At 55.4% G+C, this 16,770-nt stretch carries 14 protein-coding genes and 1 tRNA gene; 11 read left to right on the top strand and 4 right to left on the bottom strand.

Annotation, left to right across the window (positions count from 1 at the left end; translation table 11 throughout):
• Positions 1–52: 52 nt before the first annotated feature.
• Both ALB80_RS08180 and miaA read right to left on the bottom strand, forming a co-directional pair.
• Positions 53–1,717, bottom strand: coding sequence for an ABC transporter substrate-binding protein (locus ALB80_RS08180; RefSeq protein WP_050603551.1), 1,665 nt, complete (start codon positions 1,715–1,717; stop codon positions 53–55).
• Between the two features lie 356 nt (positions 1,718–2,073).
• Positions 2,074–2,967 carry a tRNA (adenosine(37)-N6)-dimethylallyltransferase MiaA gene (gene miaA, locus ALB80_RS08175; RefSeq protein ID WP_050603550.1) on the bottom strand — a complete coding sequence of 298 codons (894 nt, stop codon included), beginning with the start codon at positions 2,965–2,967 and terminating at the stop codon, positions 2,074–2,076.
• 97 nt (positions 2,968–3,064) lie between these two features.
• On the opposite strand from miaA, the gene pyrH reads away from it, so the two are divergent.
• The 11 genes from pyrH (at position 3,065) to ALB80_RS08120 (ending at position 15,128) form a co-directional block, all read left to right on the top strand.
• Positions 3,065–3,817, top strand: coding sequence for a UMP kinase (pyrH, locus tag ALB80_RS08170; protein ID WP_050603549.1), 753 nt, complete (start codon positions 3,065–3,067; stop codon positions 3,815–3,817).
• 248 nt (positions 3,818–4,065) lie between these two features.
• Entirely contained in the window at positions 4,066–5,292 is a 1,227-nt protein-coding gene (locus ALB80_RS08165) for an aminotransferase class V-fold PLP-dependent enzyme (RefSeq protein ID WP_050603548.1), read from the top strand.
• A gap of 48 nt (positions 5,293–5,340) precedes the next feature.
• Entirely contained in the window at positions 5,341–6,765 is a 1,425-nt protein-coding gene (locus tag ALB80_RS08160) for a deoxyribodipyrimidine photo-lyase (protein WP_050603547.1), read from the top strand.
• A 69-nt stretch (positions 6,766–6,834) separates the two neighbouring features.
• Positions 6,835–8,043, top strand: a complete 1,209-nt coding sequence (locus ALB80_RS08155) for a cyclopropane-fatty-acyl-phospholipid synthase family protein (protein WP_050603546.1) — start codon at positions 6,835–6,837, stop codon at positions 8,041–8,043.
• A 15-nt stretch (positions 8,044–8,058) separates the two neighbouring features.
• On the top strand, positions 8,059–8,499 hold the full coding sequence (locus ALB80_RS08150) for a TrgA family protein (protein ID WP_050603545.1): 441 nt from the start codon (positions 8,059–8,061) through the stop codon (positions 8,497–8,499).
• A 28-nt stretch (positions 8,500–8,527) separates the two neighbouring features.
• A complete protein-coding gene (locus ALB80_RS08145; RefSeq protein WP_050603676.1) occupies positions 8,528–9,643 on the top strand; it encodes an NUDIX domain-containing protein in 1,116 nt (371 codons plus the stop codon).
• Between the two features lie 68 nt (positions 9,644–9,711).
• Positions 9,712–10,746, top strand: coding sequence for a cysteine synthase A (locus ALB80_RS08140; protein WP_050603544.1), 1,035 nt, complete (start codon positions 9,712–9,714; stop codon positions 10,744–10,746).
• Positions 10,746–13,172, top strand: a complete 2,427-nt coding sequence (locus ALB80_RS08135; protein ID WP_050603543.1) for a DUF3772 domain-containing protein — start codon at positions 10,746–10,748, stop codon at positions 13,170–13,172. The genes ALB80_RS08140 and ALB80_RS08135 overlap by 1 nt, the downstream gene beginning before the upstream one ends.
• Before the next feature lie 133 nt (positions 13,173–13,305).
• Positions 13,306–13,395, top strand: a tRNA-Ser gene (locus tag ALB80_RS08130).
• A gap of 309 nt (positions 13,396–13,704) precedes the next feature.
• Positions 13,705–14,073 carry a group 1 truncated hemoglobin gene (locus tag ALB80_RS08125; protein ID WP_083445232.1) on the top strand — a complete coding sequence of 123 codons (369 nt, stop codon included), beginning with the start codon at positions 13,705–13,707 and terminating at the stop codon, positions 14,071–14,073.
• The gene (locus ALB80_RS08120) at positions 14,070–15,128 is read left to right on the top strand and encodes an adenylate/guanylate cyclase domain-containing protein (protein ID WP_050603542.1); all 1,059 of its coding nucleotides are present in this window, start codon (positions 14,070–14,072) and stop codon (positions 15,126–15,128) included. Before ALB80_RS08125 ends, ALB80_RS08120 begins: the two co-directional genes overlap by 4 nt.
• A gap of 6 nt (positions 15,129–15,134) precedes the next feature.
• Here ALB80_RS08120 and ALB80_RS08115 read toward each other — a convergent pair whose 3' ends face one another.
• Positions 15,135–15,749: a TetR/AcrR family transcriptional regulator gene (locus ALB80_RS08115; protein ID WP_050603541.1), complete on the bottom strand. Its 615-nt coding sequence runs from the start codon at positions 15,747–15,749 to the stop codon at positions 15,135–15,137.
• Positions 15,750–15,854: 105 nt separating this feature from the next.
• Positions 15,855–16,724, bottom strand: coding sequence for a polyphosphate kinase 2 (ppk2, locus tag ALB80_RS08110; protein WP_050603540.1), 870 nt, complete (start codon positions 16,722–16,724; stop codon positions 15,855–15,857).
• Positions 16,725–16,770: the final 46 nt, after the last annotated feature.

Raw genomic sequence — 16,770 nt, 5'->3', positions numbered from 1 at the left:
GGCTGGAAAGGGGCGCCCGTATCAGGCGCCCCTTGTGGGTCTTTGACAGAGCTTAGGCAGCCCAGCCCCACTTGTAGTGGTGGTGTTCGAAGGTCACGTGCATGTCGGTGCCGACAAGACCCTCTTTCATGTGACGATAGAGCGAACGCCAATAGGGCTGAATAGTGACCCCATCTTCCTGCAGCAGTGCTTCGCCACGTGCCATGACTTCGCGACGCGCGTCCGCGTCAGCAATGGCAAGCGCCTCTTCCAGAATGGCGTCAAATTCGGGGCTTGCATAGCCGAACTCGTTCCAGGCTTCACCCGAACGATAGGCAAGCGCCCAGATCTGAACACCCAGCGGGCGTGGGTTCCAGTTGGTCGAGCTGAACGGATATTTCGCCCAGTCGTTCCAGAAGGTGTTGCCCGGCAGAACCGTCCGCTTGACCTTGATTCCGGCATCGCGCAGCTGCGCAGCCACCGCGTCGGTGGTGTTGCGGCGCCAGTCATCGTCGATCGAGATGATCTCGTGTTCGAAGTCACCGAACCCGGCCTCGTCCATCAGCGCCTTGGCAGCTGCGGGGTCGACCTTCTGCGGGGGCAGCTCTGCATATTCCGGGTGCAGCGGAGCCACATGGTGGTTTTCCGCTGGGGCACCACGACCGCCATAGCCCAGTTCCAGACAAACGGCGTTGTCGACTGCCATCTGAATTGCCTGACGGACACGCTTGTCTGCATAAGGCTTCTGACCGTCGAAATCGGCCAGCTGGTTCGGACGAATAACGATGGTTGCGGCAGTCACAACTTCGGACTTCGCATAGCCAAGACCATCCATCACGTCGATGAATTCACCCACCGATTCATAAAGCATGTCGACTTCATCGGATTCCAGCGCTGCCAGCCAGGCGGATGGGTCGGTGCCGTAGTCGATATACTCGATACGATCCAGGGCAGGGCGGCCATACACTTCATCACCCCACCAGGTGTGATCCGGGTTGCGAACCAGAACGGCTTTTACGCCAACCTCAAGTTCATCCATCAGATAAGGGCCGGTACCCACGTTGTTCAGCAAATCAGTCTCGCTGAACGAGCTGTGAACAATCGCGCCGGGATAGTCGGCCATACCCGGGATAAGCGTAATATCAGGCTTGGGCAGGTTCAGCTTGACCGTGGTTGCGTCAACTACTTCGATGACACCATCGCCTGCCTGACCCGAATCCGCGTCGATCAGCGTCGCAAAGCGTCCCGCCATCGAGTTGGTTTCCGAGGTCTTGTCACACCAGCGTGCGATGTTGCGGGCAACGTCGTCGGCGGTGAAGTCATCGCCATTGTTCCACTTGACGCCCGGACGGACATTCAGAGTGTAGACGGTCGCGTCGTCGTTGACTTCCCAGCCTTCCAACAGCATGCCGCGGAATGAACCGTCCGAGTTGTACTCGACCAGATATTCCAGCGTGCCGCGCGTTACGTTCGCGATCTGTGACCAGTCATAGGTTCTGGGGTCTTTGAGGGCGCGCACTTCCTGCTGCACACGCAGCGTGCCGCCTTCTTGCTTTGCCGCCTGGGCCACTGCAGGTGTCGGCAAGCCGATCATGCTGTAAGCCACGGCAGCTGTAACCCCAAGACCGGTTGCGCGCGTCATGAATTCCCGCCGGCTCAGCTTGCCGTCGCGGTATTCCTGAGCGTGCATCTCGGCCGCCCAGTGCACCTTGTCTTCGGTGGATACGTTATTCGTCATGGATGTCTCCCTGTGACATTGATTTTGTTGATTGATTTATGGCTCTACGCGACTTGGTTTCTCACGGTCGCCAGAGTGAAGATTTTTGGTTTTTGGACTCTGTACATCCCCATGTCGTTATTCGGCACCAGATTTTGGCCTAGGTCAATGTTCGAAATCGTCATTCGAAGTACAAAAACGACATTCTCGCGAAGTTGAGGGCGTGGGTCGACCTTATTCAAGCGGCCCAGAAGGGTGCTGAGATCCCCAATTCTTTTCTTCTTTTGTTAAGGCAAACCACAGAGATTCATTAAGTTTTGTTAAGTATTTAAGACTTGTTTACCGTCTCACCCGGATCGATTCGAAAATTTGGGGTATCATCTTGAGAAATCAACGTGATTCCATGTTTTCATTCGCGCCCGAAACCAGGTGCGCTGGCGTTTCGCAAATTGTCGTGTCGAAATCGTCGCTCGCGCGCGCGCTTGGTCCAAAGTCATGGAGCCATTCAGATAGGCCATAAGCTCTGGTACACCGATGGCCTTGCAGGCGGGTAAGGTGAGGTCAATGCGGTTTTGCATGGCCCGCACTTCCTCGATGGCGCCCCTATCCAGCATCTGGTCAAACCTGCGTTCAATCCGGTCCCAAAGCCACGTCTTGTCAACGTCAAACACAATCGGCACCGTGTCACTCAGGTCCAGAACCGGCGGTGGAGTGTCTGCCTGCCAAGACAAAAGGCTGCGCCCTGTGGCGCGTTGCACTTCCCAAGCACGCTGCACACGAGCCCGGTTGTTTGTGTCCAGCCCCGCCAGCGTTTCATTGTCGACCCCGGCCATAAGCTCTTGATGTGACAGAAGGTCTGCCTCGGCGCGTATGCCCTGTGGTGTGGCGGGAATCTGTGCCATGCCTTCGGTCAGCGCCGTAAAATACAAACCGGTGCCGCCCACGATGATCGGGCGCTGATCGCCGGTCAGCAAGGGAACCACCTCGCGCAGCCAGTGACCAGCCGAATACTCCTGATCATATGCGATGTGACCATAAAGAAGATGCGGTGCGCGGGCTTCCTCCTCAGCGGATGGTCGGGCTGAAATGATCCGCCAGCAATCATAAATCTGGCTGGCGTCCGCGTTGACGATCACTCCGCCGAACCGTTCGGCGATCTCTAGCGCCAGAGCTGATTTTCCCGATGCGGTCGGCCCTGCAATCAGAACCGGTTTGTGGTCGGGGATATTGGGCAACTGTCGAAAAAACTGCTCTGTTGATTGCTGTGCCATATGCGGTTGCCTCGATCCTTACCAACCGCATTGAACCTGCGGAGCTTTTGCTTCATTTTGCGCCGGAAATTAACCCCGTGCCAGCCCGGAGCGCAACATGACCCTTTCCCCTTCGTCAGAAACCACAGAAACCCCAAAAGCCAAGTATAACAGGGTCATGTTAAAAATCTCGGGCGAGGCTTTGATGGGGGATCAGGGATTCGGCCTGCACCCACCAACCGTTCAGCGCATCGCGCAAGAGGTGAAATCGGTTCACGATCTGGGTGTTGAGATCTGCATGGTCATCGGAGGCGGCAACATTTTCCGGGGCCTGAGCGGCTCGGCTCAGGGCATGGAGCGGACCACGGCGGATTACATGGGCATGTTGGCCACTGTGATGAACGCGCTGGGAATGCAATCGGCACTGGAAGAGAACGGGGTTTTCACCCGTGTGATCTCGGCCATTCGTATGGATGAGGTGTGCGAGCCGTATATCCGTCGTCGGGCCGTACGACATCTTGAGAAAAAACGGGTTTGTATTTTTGCGGCCGGAACCGGAAACCCTTATTTTACCACCGACACTGCAGCCACCCTGCGCGCCAATGAAATGGCGTGCGAGGCAATCTTCATGGGCAAGAATGGTGTTGATGGCGTTTACGACAAGGACCCAAAAGAACACGCAGACGCTGTGCGCTATGACACCGTCACGTACGACGACGTATTGGCCAAGCGACTGCGCGTGATGGATGCCTCGGCCATTGCGCTGGCGCGGGATAACAATCTGCCTCTGATCGTCTTCGGGCTGGATGAGCCAGGCGGTTTCCGTGGGATACTGGCGGGTGAGGGGACCTACACCAAAGTTCAGGGCTAAAGCAGACGCTAACGACCCTACAAAACCCCGGCTTTTCGTCGGGGTTTTCTTTTTGCCGTGACTTGACGGTCATGGACGTGCCTGTCTAAGTGTCGGTGCTCTTTTTTGACCAAAGAGCTGCCCTGTGGTTTGTCGTCTTTCGGCACAATCAAAGGTTGGGCTGGAAGACCTGCCATGATTTCTGAGAGGTCCGGAAACATGTGCGGGCATCTCATTGATCTGACTGCAAAACAAAGGAGACATGAGGCATGAGTTCTCTGGATACAGATTTCGTTCGGGCACAATTCCCGGCCTTTTGCGAACCCAGCTTGCAAGGTCAGGCGTTTTTTGAAAACGCGGGTGGGTCTTATACGTGCAAACCGGTGATCGACCGGCTGACGCGGTTCTACACCCAGCGCAAGGTTCAGCCCTATGCCCCGTACGAGGCCAGCCGTCTGGGTGGCGCGGAAATGGACGAGGCGCGTGCGCGCATGGCTGCACTCCTGGGGGTCGACACCGATGAGCTGAGTTTTGGTCCTTCGACCACGCAAAACACCTATGTTCTGGCGCAGGCGTTCCGGCAATGGATGACGCCCGGCGAAGCCATCGTCGTGACTAATCAGGATCATGAGGCCAATTCCGGCCCGTGGCGCCGCCTGGCCGAGGCAGGGATTGAAATACGGGAATGGCAGATCGATCCCGAAAGTGGTTCTCTGAACCTACAGGATCTCGAGAATATTCTGGACGAAAAGGTGCGTCTGGTCTGTTTCCCGCATTGTTCAAACGTAGTTGGAGAGATCAATCCGGTGACGGAAATTACTGCCATCGCCCACGCGGCAGGTGCATTTGTATGCGTAGACGGCGTGTCCTATGCCCCCCATGGTTTCCCGAATGTTGGCGATCTGGGGCCGGATATCTATTTGTTTTCGGCCTATAAAACCTATGGCCCACATCAAGGCTGCATGGTCATTCGCCGCACATTGGGAGAGTTGCTGCCCAATCAGGCGCATTATTTCAATGGCGACGTGCTGTACAAGCGCTTTACCCCGGCTGGTCCGGATCACGCGCAGATTGCTGCCTGCGCAGGCATGGTGGATTACTTTGAACAGCTTTGTGCCCATCACGGTGGGCCAGAGGCTGATGCGGCCTCGCAAGGTGCGTTTGTGCATGATCTGATGCGTACGCAGGAAGTGTCTTTGCTGCAGCCTGTATTGGATGCGGTCAAGGATCGCAACGCCGTGCGTCTGATTGGACCGTCAGATGCCACCAGACGTGCGCCCACGGTTGCCCTGTCTTTAAACCGCCCTGCCGAACCCGTCGCCGCAGAGCTGACCAAGTATGGTGTCATGGCAAGCGGGAGCGATTTCTATGCCGTGCGTCCGTTGCAGGCTATGGGTGTCGATCCGACGCAGGGTGTGTTGCGGGTCAGCTTCACGCATTACACGTCGCAACAGGAAATTGATCAGCTTTTAGACGCACTTGAACGCGTTTTGTGATCCATTATCCCCGAGCCTTCGTAAAACGAAGAAAACCTCGGGGCGGAAATGGAAGACGAGCACACTCCGATCATAATGTGGTTCCGACGGGATTTACGCCTGTCGGACCATCCAGCATTGGCAGCCGCGGCAGAGAGTGGCCGTCCTGTTGTACCGGTGTTCATTCGCGATGAACTTGTGGAACGGCTGGGGGCGGCACCAAAATGGCGTTTGGGGCTGGGATTGGAAGCGCTGTCCGAAACCTTGGCTCGGTTGGGCAGCCATTTGGTCCTGCGCAGCGGGGATGCGCTGGTTCAATTGCAACAGTTGGTCGCTGAGACGGGTGCAAACGCAGTCTACTGGTCGCGATCCTATGATCCGGTCTCGATCGCACGCGATACGGAAATCAAGGCCGCTCTGACCGAGCAAGCTGTTGAAGCGAAGTCCTTTGCCGGGCATTTGCTCTTTGAGCCGTGGACAGTCGCCACCAAAGCCGGTCAACCATTTCGCGTCTACACTCCGATGTGGCGGACTGTTCAGGGTCGGGACGTTCCCGCTCCTGTTGCGGCGGTGAAACGATTGCCATCACCCGCTTCATGGCCGGGTACAGAGGACCTGCGCGCGTGGCAATTGGGACGTACACTGAACAGAGGCGCAGCTGTCCTGCGCCCCTATGTTCAACCTGGCGAGCAAGCCGCCCACGATCATCTGGACGCGTTTCTGGACCGCATTTCGCAGTATTCCAACCATCGCGACCGGCTGGATCAGGACGGAACGTCGAACCTGTCCGAATACCTGTCGCTGGGCGAGATTGGCCCGCGCACGGTTTGGCATCGGGTTCACCAGTCTGCTTTGTTGGGGGTATCAGGCACCGAGGCTTTTCTGCGTCAGCTCGTATGGCGCGAGTTTGCCTATCATCTGATGTATCACACGCCCCGCCTGGTCTCTGATAATTGGAAGCCGGAATGGGATAGCTTTCCGTGGAATACGGACCCCGACCATCCCGACGTTGTTGCCTGGACACAGGCCAGAACCGGTATCCCGGTGGTCGATGCCGGGTTGCGCCAGATGTATGTGACGGGCCGGATGCACAACCGGGCGCGGATGATTGTGGCCAGCTATCTGACCAAACATCTGATGACACACTGGAAAATCGGAATGCAGTGGTTCGAGGACTGCCTGATCGACTGGGACCCAGCCTGCAACGCGATGGGGTGGCAATGGGTGGCGGGATCCGGCCCGGACGCAGCACCGTTCTTTCGGATCTTCAACCCTCAAACCCAGGCCGAAAAGTTTGACCCGAACGATGCATATCAAAGGCGATGGGTTGCCGAGGGTCAGAGAAACCCCAGCGACACAGCCCTTTCTTATTTCGATGCGGTCCCTCGATGCTGGCGCCTGAGACCGGACGCAATCTATCCCATGCCCATAGTTGCATTGCCCGAGGGTCGAATCCGAGCCCTGAGCGCATATGAAAGCCGAAAATCCCACTAAGGAACTGAAAACTTGCCAGAAACAAAATCGCGGCCTAGCCTTAATCCCACACCGCAAAGGGGAGAGCGGATGATCCTGACGACAACTGAAGGGCAGAAAGACCTGCCCAGGTATTTTGCGCAAGTCTTCAAGATGCTGACCCAAATGGAGTACGGGCGTCTTGATATCACTTTGCCCGATGGGCGCACATTCCGGGCCGAAGGGTCCAAGCCGGGGCCGGTTGCTCAAATCAATATCCATGATGGCGATGTTTTTGCGCGCCTGATCCGAGAGGGTGAATTGGGCTTTTCCGATGCCTATCTGGATGGCCACTGGAGCACGCCCGACCTGCGTTCGTTCATGGACCTCGTGCATCTGGGGTCCGAGACCGTGTATGACGGGTTCACTGGCAAGGTGCTTGTGCAAGCTTATGAACGACTTCGGTTCTGGCTGCACCGCAACAACCGGGCACAGGCGAAAAAAAATATCTCGTATCACTATGATCTGGGAAATGATTTTTATGGCCTTTGGCTGGATGATACGATGACGTATTCCAGCGCGATTTTCGAGTCTGGGCAGGAAAGTCTGGAAAAGGCGCAGACTGCGAAATACGCAAGCCTTGTGGATGAGATGGGGGCCAAGCCGGGCGACCACATTCTTGAGATCGGCTGCGGCTGGGGCGGGTTTGCGGAATACGCTGCTAAGGAACGCGGCCTGCGCGTGACATGTCTGACAATCAGCCAAGAGCAGTTTAAGTACGCCAAGGAACGCATTGAAAAAGCAGGGTTAACGGATCACGTTGAATTCAAGCTTCAGGACTACCGTGACGAGCGTGGCGTGTATGACGGTATCGCTTCGATCGAGATGTTTGAGGCTGTAGGCGAGCGATACTGGCCAGTCTATTTCGAAACGGTGCGCGAGAGGTTAAAGCCCGGTGCGCAAGCGACTTTGCAGATCATCACCGTCGGTGATCATCGCTGGGATTACTATAAGAATGGTGTTGATTTCATTCAGAAGTATATCTTCCCAGGTGGGATGTTGCCGTCACCGACGGTCTTGAGGCAGCAAATCCACCAGGCCGGGTTGAGTGTTGTGAAATCGAAAGAGTTTGGCAAAAGTTATGACCTGACGCTGCGCCGCTGGTACGAGACGTTCAACGCCAAATGGGACCAGATCGCCGACATGGGCTTTGATGAGCGTTTTCGCCGCATGTGGAATTATTATTTGACCGCATGTGGTGCAGCCTTTGACACAAGCAATTGTGATGTGACACAGATCACCATAACAAAACCGAACTAACCAACGGAACGTTACATGCCGACTGCCTCGCGTCTTGTTGCCGCTTTTTGCCTTATTGTGCTGGCCTTTATCGTTTCCAGCATGATCATCGAAAACGGTGAAGAGGGTAAGGACTATGGCTATTTCACTTTCGTCAACATGGGGCTCGGGGCAATTTGCGGTTGGAAAATCATGGGTAAGCGTGCCGGGCGTGGCTGGGCGTCGGGGATCAATAACGGTCTGACTGGCGTTGCTTCGTTGGTCTTTTGGGCGCTGTTTGTTCAAGGGTGTTACGAGATGTTCCGTCTAGCCATGCGCAACAGATACGGTGGCCCGTTTGAAGCGGTCATGGCCATTTTCAAGATCGGTATCGAGTATGGCAAACTGCTGATTACACCCGAAATTCTGGTGGCATTTGCCATTGGGGCCGTCGTTTCTGGTTTGGCGACCGAGCAGGCTCATCGCAAATGGCGCTGATCCAGGACCTTCATAAGAGAGTTTGAAATTGCCTGATTTGTTCTTCTATGGAACGCTGCGGTATCTGCCGTTGCTGGAACGCGTTCTGGGCCGCCCTGTGCAAGAGATTTCCGTTCAACCTGCCAGTCTTCCTGATCATGCCGTTCACGCGGTGCACGGGCAGGACTTTCCGATGATCCAGTCCTCTCGGGGAAGCAATGCGCAAGGTGTATTCGTTCAGGACTTGTCACCCGAGGATTTGGCCCGGTTGGCCTTTTACGAGGGGGCGTTTGACTATGATCTGTCTCCGATGACAATTGTTCTGCATGACGGATCAGAGGCACAAGCACAGGTTTTCTTTCCCGCCCCTGGTACCTGGCAGCCAACGGGTCTGTGGTCCTTGCAGGCTTGGGCGGACAAATTGGGCGAGATCACGGCGTTGGCTGCGGAAGAAGAGATGGCGTATTACGGCAAGGTTGACGCTCAGACCATGCTGGGTAACGTCCGTCCGTTTCAAACTCGGGCCTGGGCCAAGATTCTGGCTCGGAAACGGCGTACAGGCGATCCGAGGGATACAGGCAAAGACGTAATCGTGCATCGGCATGAGCGGGCTTATGTCAACTATTTCGGGATGGAAGAGATCGACCTTCAGCACCGTCAGCATGACGGCTCCATGGGACCGGTCTTGCATCGGTCCGGCCTGATGCAGGGCAGTGCCGTGTCCGTTCTGCCTTACGACCCCATACGCGACACTGTTCTTTTGGTTGAACAATTCAGACCGCCAGCCTTTTTGATCGACGACCCCGAGCCCTGGCTGTGGGAGGCAGTGGCCGGCATGATCGATCCGGGCGAAACGCCCGAGCAGGCGGCCCATCGCGAAGCTATGGAAGAGGCCGGGGTCCAATTTGACCGGCTGGAATATGTAAGCGGTGCTTATTCCTCAAGCGGGTCGTCCTCGGGGTTCATGTATCTCTATGTAGGATTGGGGGATTTGACCCACACAACCACAAACGGTGGTCTCGACACCGAAGGAGAAGACATCCGCAGTCAGATTTTGCCGTTTGATCAGTTCATCGACATGACCGATCGCCATCTTTTCAAGGATGTGCAACTGGTCGCTCTGGCCTATTGGCTGGCGCGCCATCGGGATCAATTGCGTGCGTGACTATCGCGCTTGTGGTCGCGGCGGTGCGGCTGTAAATCTTCGGGGATACCAAACGACAAGGGGCCATCATGCGCATTGCACGAGATCTTGCTGACGCAGTAGGGAAAACACCGTTGATCCGGCTGCGCCGCATCAGTGAAGAGACCGGCTGCGAAATTCTTGGCAAAGCCGAATTCATGAATCCCGGTCAGTCCGTGAAAGACCGTGCAGCCCTTTTCATCATCCGTGATGCTATTGCGCGGGGGGATCTGAAACCCGGCGGAACCATCGTTGAAGGTACGGCCGGAAACACCGGTATCGGTCTGGCGCTGGTGGGCGCGTCGATGGGGTTCAAAACAGTGATCGTGATCCCGGAAACCCAATCGGAAGAGAAAAAGGATATGCTGAGGCTGGCTGGCGCCCAATTGGTGCAGGTGCCCGCAGCCCCGTATCGCAACCCCAATAACTTTGTGCACTATTCCCACCGTCTTGCCGAGGAACTGGCCAAAACGGAACCCAATGGCGCGATCTGGGCCAATCAGTTCGACAATGTGGCGAATCGTCAGGCCCATGTGGAAACCACGGGTCCCGAAATCTGGGAACAGACCGGCGGCAAGGTCGACGGATTTATCTGTGCAGTCGGGTCCGGTGGTACGTTGGCTGGGGTTGCCGAAGCACTGCAGCCCAAGGGTGTTAAAATCGGTCTGGCCGATCCGATGGGCGCTGGCCTGTACTCCTATTACACCACTGGCGAAATCGCGATGGAAGGCGGATCGATTGCCGAAGGTATCGGGCAGGTGCGGATCACCAAGAACCTTGAAGGGTTCGCTCCGGATCACACCTATCAGATCACCGACAACGAGGCGTTGCCGTATATCTTTGATCTGCTACGCGAAGAGGGGCTGGTCATGGGTGGTTCGACGGCAATCAACCTGGCCGGTGCCGTCCGTCTGGCCAAGGAGATGGGGCCGGGCCATACCATCGTGACGATCTTGTGCGACTATGGAACTCGGTATCAGTCGAAACTGTTTAACCCGGACTTCCTGCGTGAAAAAGAACTTCCGGTTCCGGATTGGATGACCGAGGCACCACGCAGCATTCCCGGCGTGTTCGAGGACGTATAATGCTGGCGCAGGTCCGCCTGTTTCTGACCCTTCTTTTCCTGTGTCTCGTCGGGTTTGCAAGCGGTGCGGATGCGCAGCTGACAGACCGGCAAAGTGAGTACTATCAGGACTGGCTGAAAACAGCGGACCGCGCTGAATCCGTGATCGAGGCAAATCGGGCCTCTGATGCGGCCCTGGAAAATTTGCGTTCGGAAATAAACGGTTACAGAGACGACTTTAACCGAGCAAGAGGCGCCAATACCGAACGTATCTCAACGTTGGAAAGTCAAATCAAGGCTCTTGGTCCCAAACCCGAAGGGGACGCGACCGAGCCTGAAGATATCGCCAAGCTACGCGCACATCTTGAAAAGCAGCTCAACAGTCTGCGTGTGCCCCGCATCATATCGGAAGAGGCGTACAGCCGCGCCAACGGGCTGATCAGCGAAATAGACCAGATCCTTCGTGCACGGCAAACGAAGGAATTCTTTGAACAGGGTCCGTCACCGATAAATCCCGCATATTGGGGCCCGGCATGGGTGGACGTAAAAGAAGCAGTCCAGAGCCTGGTAAATGAAACGATCACCAACTTTCGTTCAGATGTTGTACGCGAGCAAATCCGTGATCGCGGACTGGCGATCTTCATACTGCTGGCCATGTCAGCCGTACTGCTGATCTTTGGCAAACGGTGGTCCGAAAAGGGGGGTGATTACCTCAGGCTGTGGGGCGGATCAGGGACTGGAGTTTGGTCTTTTGTCATTTCGCTTTTACGCATTCTGTTGCCTTGGGTTGGAGTTTTGGCCGCAGTTACTGCGATTAGCCTTACGGGCGTTACCGGTTTGAGGGGAAGCCTGCTGCTGCAGAACATTCCGTATTGGGCAGGGATAATCTTATTCTACGACTGGATCGGTCGTCAGGTATATGTGATGGGCGCGTCGCAGGGGTTCAAACGGCTGTCCGCTGCAAAAATAACGGAACTGCGCCTGTATATCGATCTGCTCGCCCTGATGCTGATTTTGCACGAAATGGCACTGCTGTTCGAACGGATCGAGAACATATCGGACGCGACCCGGGCCGTTGTCAGTTTCCCGGTCATTGTCGCAACAGCTTTGTTATTGTTGCGGATACGCCAGATTCGAACAACTGACGGTCCGCCGGACCAAGCTGCATCAACTCGCGCTGCAGGCTTCAGCCAATTGGTTGAATTCTTGCGCCGGGCATTGTTCCTGTTAGGGATTGCGTCTCCTGTTTTGGCGATCTTCGGGTACACCAATGCGGCCGAAGCAGTCGTGTTTCCCGCAGTTAAGACTCTGGTGCTCATCGGGGCGTTGGTCATCCTGCAAAGATTCATCAGCCAGATTTACGGGTGGATTACCGGGCAGGGGGATGCAGCGCGGGAGTCTCTTTTTGCGGTGCTCGTCGGTTTTGCAATGGCCATCGTGGCGCTGCCTATTCTGGCGATTTACTGGGGTGCGCGCGAAACCGATCTGCTTGAAGCGTGGTCGCGCCTGCTGCTTGGTTTCGACATCGGTGGTGTCACGATCTCACCAACCAACTTCCTGACCTTTGTTGCTGTCTTCGCAATCGGTTACGCGCTGACACGGTTGCTGCAAAGCGGATTGCGTAACTCGCTATTGCCGAAGACCAGCATTGACCCAGGTGGGCAAAACGCGATCGTCGCCGGTTCGGGGTATGTCGGCATATTTCTGGCTGCACTTGTGGCAATCATGGTGGCCGGGTTTGACTTGTCGTCGCTTGCGATTGTCGCCGGTGCCTTGTCGGTCGGTATCGGCTTTGGTCTGCAAACCATCGTGTCCAACTTCGTATCTGGCATCATCCTTTTGGTGGAACGCCCCATTTCCAAAGGGGACTGGATCGATGTGAACGGTATGATGGGGTATGTGCGCGACATCTCGGTCCGCTCGACCCGGATCGAGACCTTTGACAGGACCGATGTGATCGTTCCGAACTCGGACCTGATCAGCGGGGTTGTCACCAACTATACACGCGGCAACACGATTGGCCGTGTGATTGTGCCGGTGGGTGTCGCCTATGGGACTGATACGCGGCTGGTCGAAACTATCTTGGGCGAGATAGCCAACAGCCACCCGATGGTCCTGGCGAATCCTGCGCCCAGTGTGGTGTTTCAGGGGTTTGGTGCGGATTCCCTGGACTTTGAAATCCGTGCAATCCTGCGAGACGTCAACTGGGTTCTGTCGGTGAAATCTGACATGAACCATGAGATCAACCTCAGGTTCTCAGAGGCAGGCATCGAGATTCCCTTTGCTCAGCGTGACATCTGGTTGCGTAATCCTGAAGCTCTCCAAACCTCCTGCGAGTCAGGGCAGGTCGATCCTGAACCCTTGGATGCCCAGCAGCGTGAGACCACAAAGAAACCGGTGGACCTGACCGAAGCGGATTTAGACCCTGACGCGGGTGATGAGGTCTGAGGTCTTAGTCAGTGGAATGCATCCGGTGGTTTTCGTTGAAAATTTTTGACCGAAGTTATTTGAATTATTCTACGGATTTCACCGAATTGAGGCCTTGCAAATCCAATGACATTGGTCCAAATATCGCCGGCACGGAGAGGTGGCCGAGTGGTCGAAGGCGCACGCCTGGAAAGTGTGTAGGCGGGAAACCGTCTCCAGGGTTCGAATCCCTGTCTCTCCGCCACTAATTTTTCCTGACATGGTGAAAGCTGGCCCCGCCAAGATATTGGTCGGGTTAATTTACTTATGTCGCACGGCGGAACCAGTGTTGAAAACGTGCGGGCAGGTCGACTTTAAAAGCAAGGCGGGAATGCCTGTTTCTTAATCTTAGCTAACTCTCTGAAACTTCAAACGCGCATAGACCCAGGGCCGCAGCCCTTCAAAACAACACTGTTTTCCCACGGGTCAAACAACGCAGATCATAAACATTAACAATAATGTCAATTTGATATAGACTTGCGGTGTTATTGATCAGTAACGCGCGGGTACTCGTGTGACACAGACACTTTATGAAAAGTATGGCGGCTTCAAAACGATCAGCCGTGTCGTGATGACTTTCTATGAAATGGCATTGGAGTCTGATGAAATCGGCCATTACTTTGAAGACATCGATATGCCCCGTTTGATTGACCATCAGACGAAGTTTGTATCCTCTTTGATCGGAGGGCCTGCTTCATTCAACGACGACAGGATCGAAGCCGTTCACCGACATCTGAACATCTCACACGATGAATTTGACGTTATGGCCGAATTGTTCGGTGAAGCGTTGAGCGCCCATGGCATGTCGGACGGTGACGTCAAAACAGCACTGGCAGCAATCGAAGGAAAACGGTCCATCATCGTCGTCCGGACTGCGGCATGAGCATTCTGGCAATCAATGAGCAATTGTTGCGGGCGATCGGTGTTGGTGTCGCAGTGGTCCGCGCCTCGGATCTGGAGTTTGTGTTCCACAACGGACCCTTCGCAGAATGGTTCGGGACACCGGAGGAGGGCAATACACTCAAAGATATCCTACCAAGTCTCGACCCCAAAGAGCTGGAAGATGTCAAACAATCAGGCCTGAGGTACTCTGTCGAGCTTCAGATCAAGCCAAAGCGCAGGACGTTGATCTTTGCGGTGACAGTTTCGTTGGCTAATGGTTTGTCTGATCAGGTGCTGATTGTCGAATGTCAGAACATCACGCGCATTCGCGAGTTGGAAAGCATGATCGACAGTTATTCCACCATGGTCGAACGCAACACCCGAGAGCTTGAGCGTGAAAAGGAGAGGGTAGAGCGCTTGTTGCTGAACCTGATGCCGCGGGCCGTCTATGAAGAGTTCAAGACGTTCGGTGTCGTGACACCTCAGCTATTTCAGCAGGTTTCGGTGGTGATGCTGGATTTTGTCGGGTTCACGGATTTTGCTGCCAAAACCGACCCGACCGTGACCCTAAGTGAGCTGAACGATATCTTTACGGCCTTTGACCGCATCGTCGAGCAGTTCGGCTGTGAGCGGATCAAGACTATTGGCGACGCCTACCTGGCGGTGTCTGGTATGCCAGACCCGACCCCGGATCACGCCACCGCTGTGGCGCATTGCGCCGTGCGATTCCTGCGTTATCTGGAGCGTCGGAACGAGAGCCACCCGCATAAATGGCAGGCTCGGATCGGTCTGGGGATGGGGGCTGCGGTCGGATCGGTCGTCGGTATTCAGAAATACGTCTATGACGTTTTTGGTCCGGCAGTGAATATTGCTTCTCGCTTGCAGGTCTTTGCCAACCCCATGAACATCGTGGCCCCGGAAGAGATGAAGTTTGCCCTGATCGATGAGTTTCAGGTTTCGGATCTTGGGGCTGTCGAAATCAAGGGTATGGGCGAGATGGACCTAATCAATGTGACCTCGGGCCTGAGTATGCCACAGGGCAGCCGGTTGCTCTGACCCGTTTCAGTCGTCTTGCGGAATGAGACCCAAGCCGCGCAGGTAAATGCCAATCCCGCTTTCCAACAATTCTTCAGGAGGGAAAGGTGAAGTTGCGCCAGTGTTGCGGGCGAACAGTTCAACGACACCGTGGCTCATCGCCCAGATATGAGCACTGAACATAGAGGCGGGAGGCCGTTTATCTGGCGGGATATGTTGGGAAAGATCCGCCGCCGCTTTTTCAAGAACCGATTTGGCGCGATTCGCCGCCAGCGAAAGCTCGGTCGTTCGGTTTAACGAAATCCCACTTTCGAACATAGCGATGTAATGGCCGGGGTTCTTGCGGGCAAAGGCCAGATAGGCGCGTCCGGTTGCCTCGAATGCGGCCAAGGCCGAGGGTTGCCCCTTGTCATAGGCATATTGCATCAGGTCTGCGAACATCTCGAACCCTTGCCGTGCGGCTTCGGCAATCAGGTCCTCGCGCCCCTGAAAATGGCGATACACGGCGGCGGGCGTCACTCCGGCGGTTTTGGCGGCCTCGGACAGTGTGAAACCGGTCGGACCCTTTTCTTCGATCAGAGACAAAGCGGCTTCGACCAAAGCCTGTTTCAGGTTCCCATGGTGATACCCGCGTTTCGTCATCCCGGCCTCAGTTGTCTTGATGCAGTGTTGAAAAAACAACGAGATAGAGCAAACATGCGCGACCGTCCAACCTTTGTAACCACACGACTGCGATGAAACACGGGGTTATGCATCCCAAATATCCGGGCCACCGCAAATCTTCGGGTCAATCTTGCCAATGCTCTTTTTGTCTTTCTCATCATAGTCCAACGCGTGCAGCACCGTTCGGATGGCAGCAAGACGCGCGCGTTTCTTGTCGTCCGAGCGCACAATCGTCCAGGGACACGCATCGGTGTGCGATCTGGTCAGCGTTTCCGAGATCGACTGTGTGTACTCATCCCACTTGTTTAACCCCGCCACATCAATCGGGCTGAGCTTCCACTGTTTAAGCGGGTCCGTTTCACGCGCCAAAAAGCGGTTCAGCTGTTCAGCACGCCCGACATTGAGCCAGAACTTGAAAAGTTGAATGCCGTCATTCACCAGACCCATTTCCAGCGGCAGAACTTGGCGGAAAAAACGCTCACGTTCTTCCTGAGTACAAAAGCCGAATACGTTCTCGACAACACCCCGGTTGTACCAGCTACGGTCAAAAAACACGATTTCCCCAGCGGTGGGCAGGTGGGCGACATAGCGTTGAAAGTACCATTGGCTGCGTTCGGCGTCCGAAGGCTTGGCAAGCGCAACGTTGCGCGCGCCGCGCGGGTTCAGGTTTTCGCGGAACCGCTTGATAGTGCCGCCTTTTCCGGCAGCATCGCGGCCTTCAAAGATGATAGCCACCCGTTGGCCAGTCTCCTTCACCCAGGACTGCATCTTGACCAGCTCGATCTGGAGCAACTCCATCTGAGCGTCATAGTCCTTGGATTTTATTTTTTCGCGATAGGGGTAAGAGGTGTTCAGAATATCCCCTTTTCCCGATTTTTTGATCTCTTCCCGCACCGCCTTGGGGGCGTCCTTTTGATAATATCTCTCGATTGAACCTTTTTCGGACCGGGCCATATGTCACCTCGCGATAAAATCCATATCTTACTATGGATTAGAGCCC

This window comes from Ruegeria sp. 6PALISEP08, from assembly GCF_001238295.1.
Lineage (GTDB): Bacteria > Pseudomonadota > Alphaproteobacteria > Rhodobacterales > Rhodobacteraceae > Ruegeria.
This window is presented reverse-complemented; position numbering and strand designations above follow the sequence as displayed.

Bases quoted from the DNA above. Each gene is read 5' to 3' on its own strand.
- ALB80_RS08180 (WP_050603551.1), bottom strand. From the start codon at position 1,717: ATGACGAATAACGTATCCACCGAAGACAAGGTGCACTGGGCGGCCGAG.
- miaA (WP_050603550.1), bottom strand. From the start codon at position 2,967: ATGGCACAGCAATCAACAGAGCAGTTTTTTCGACAGTTGCCCAATATC.
- pyrH (WP_050603549.1), top strand. From the start codon at position 3,065: ATGACCCTTTCCCCTTCGTCAGAAACCACAGAAACCCCAAAAGCCAAG.
- ALB80_RS08165 (WP_050603548.1), top strand. From the start codon at position 4,066: ATGAGTTCTCTGGATACAGATTTCGTTCGGGCACAATTCCCGGCCTTT.
- ALB80_RS08160 (WP_050603547.1), top strand. From the start codon at position 5,341: ATGGAAGACGAGCACACTCCGATCATAATGTGGTTCCGACGGGATTTA.
- ALB80_RS08155 (WP_050603546.1), top strand. From the start codon at position 6,835: ATGATCCTGACGACAACTGAAGGGCAGAAAGACCTGCCCAGGTATTTT.
- ALB80_RS08150 (WP_050603545.1), top strand. From the start codon at position 8,059: ATGCCGACTGCCTCGCGTCTTGTTGCCGCTTTTTGCCTTATTGTGCTG.
- ALB80_RS08140 (WP_050603544.1), top strand. From the start codon at position 9,712: ATGCGCATTGCACGAGATCTTGCTGACGCAGTAGGGAAAACACCGTTG.
- ALB80_RS08135 (WP_050603543.1), top strand. From the start codon at position 10,746: ATGCTGGCGCAGGTCCGCCTGTTTCTGACCCTTCTTTTCCTGTGTCTC.
- ALB80_RS08120 (WP_050603542.1), top strand. From the start codon at position 14,070: ATGAGCATTCTGGCAATCAATGAGCAATTGTTGCGGGCGATCGGTGTT.
- ALB80_RS08115 (WP_050603541.1), bottom strand. From the start codon at position 15,749: ATGACGAAACGCGGGTATCACCATGGGAACCTGAAACAGGCTTTGGTC.
- ppk2 (WP_050603540.1), bottom strand. From the start codon at position 16,724: ATGGCCCGGTCCGAAAAAGGTTCAATCGAGAGATATTATCAAAAGGAC.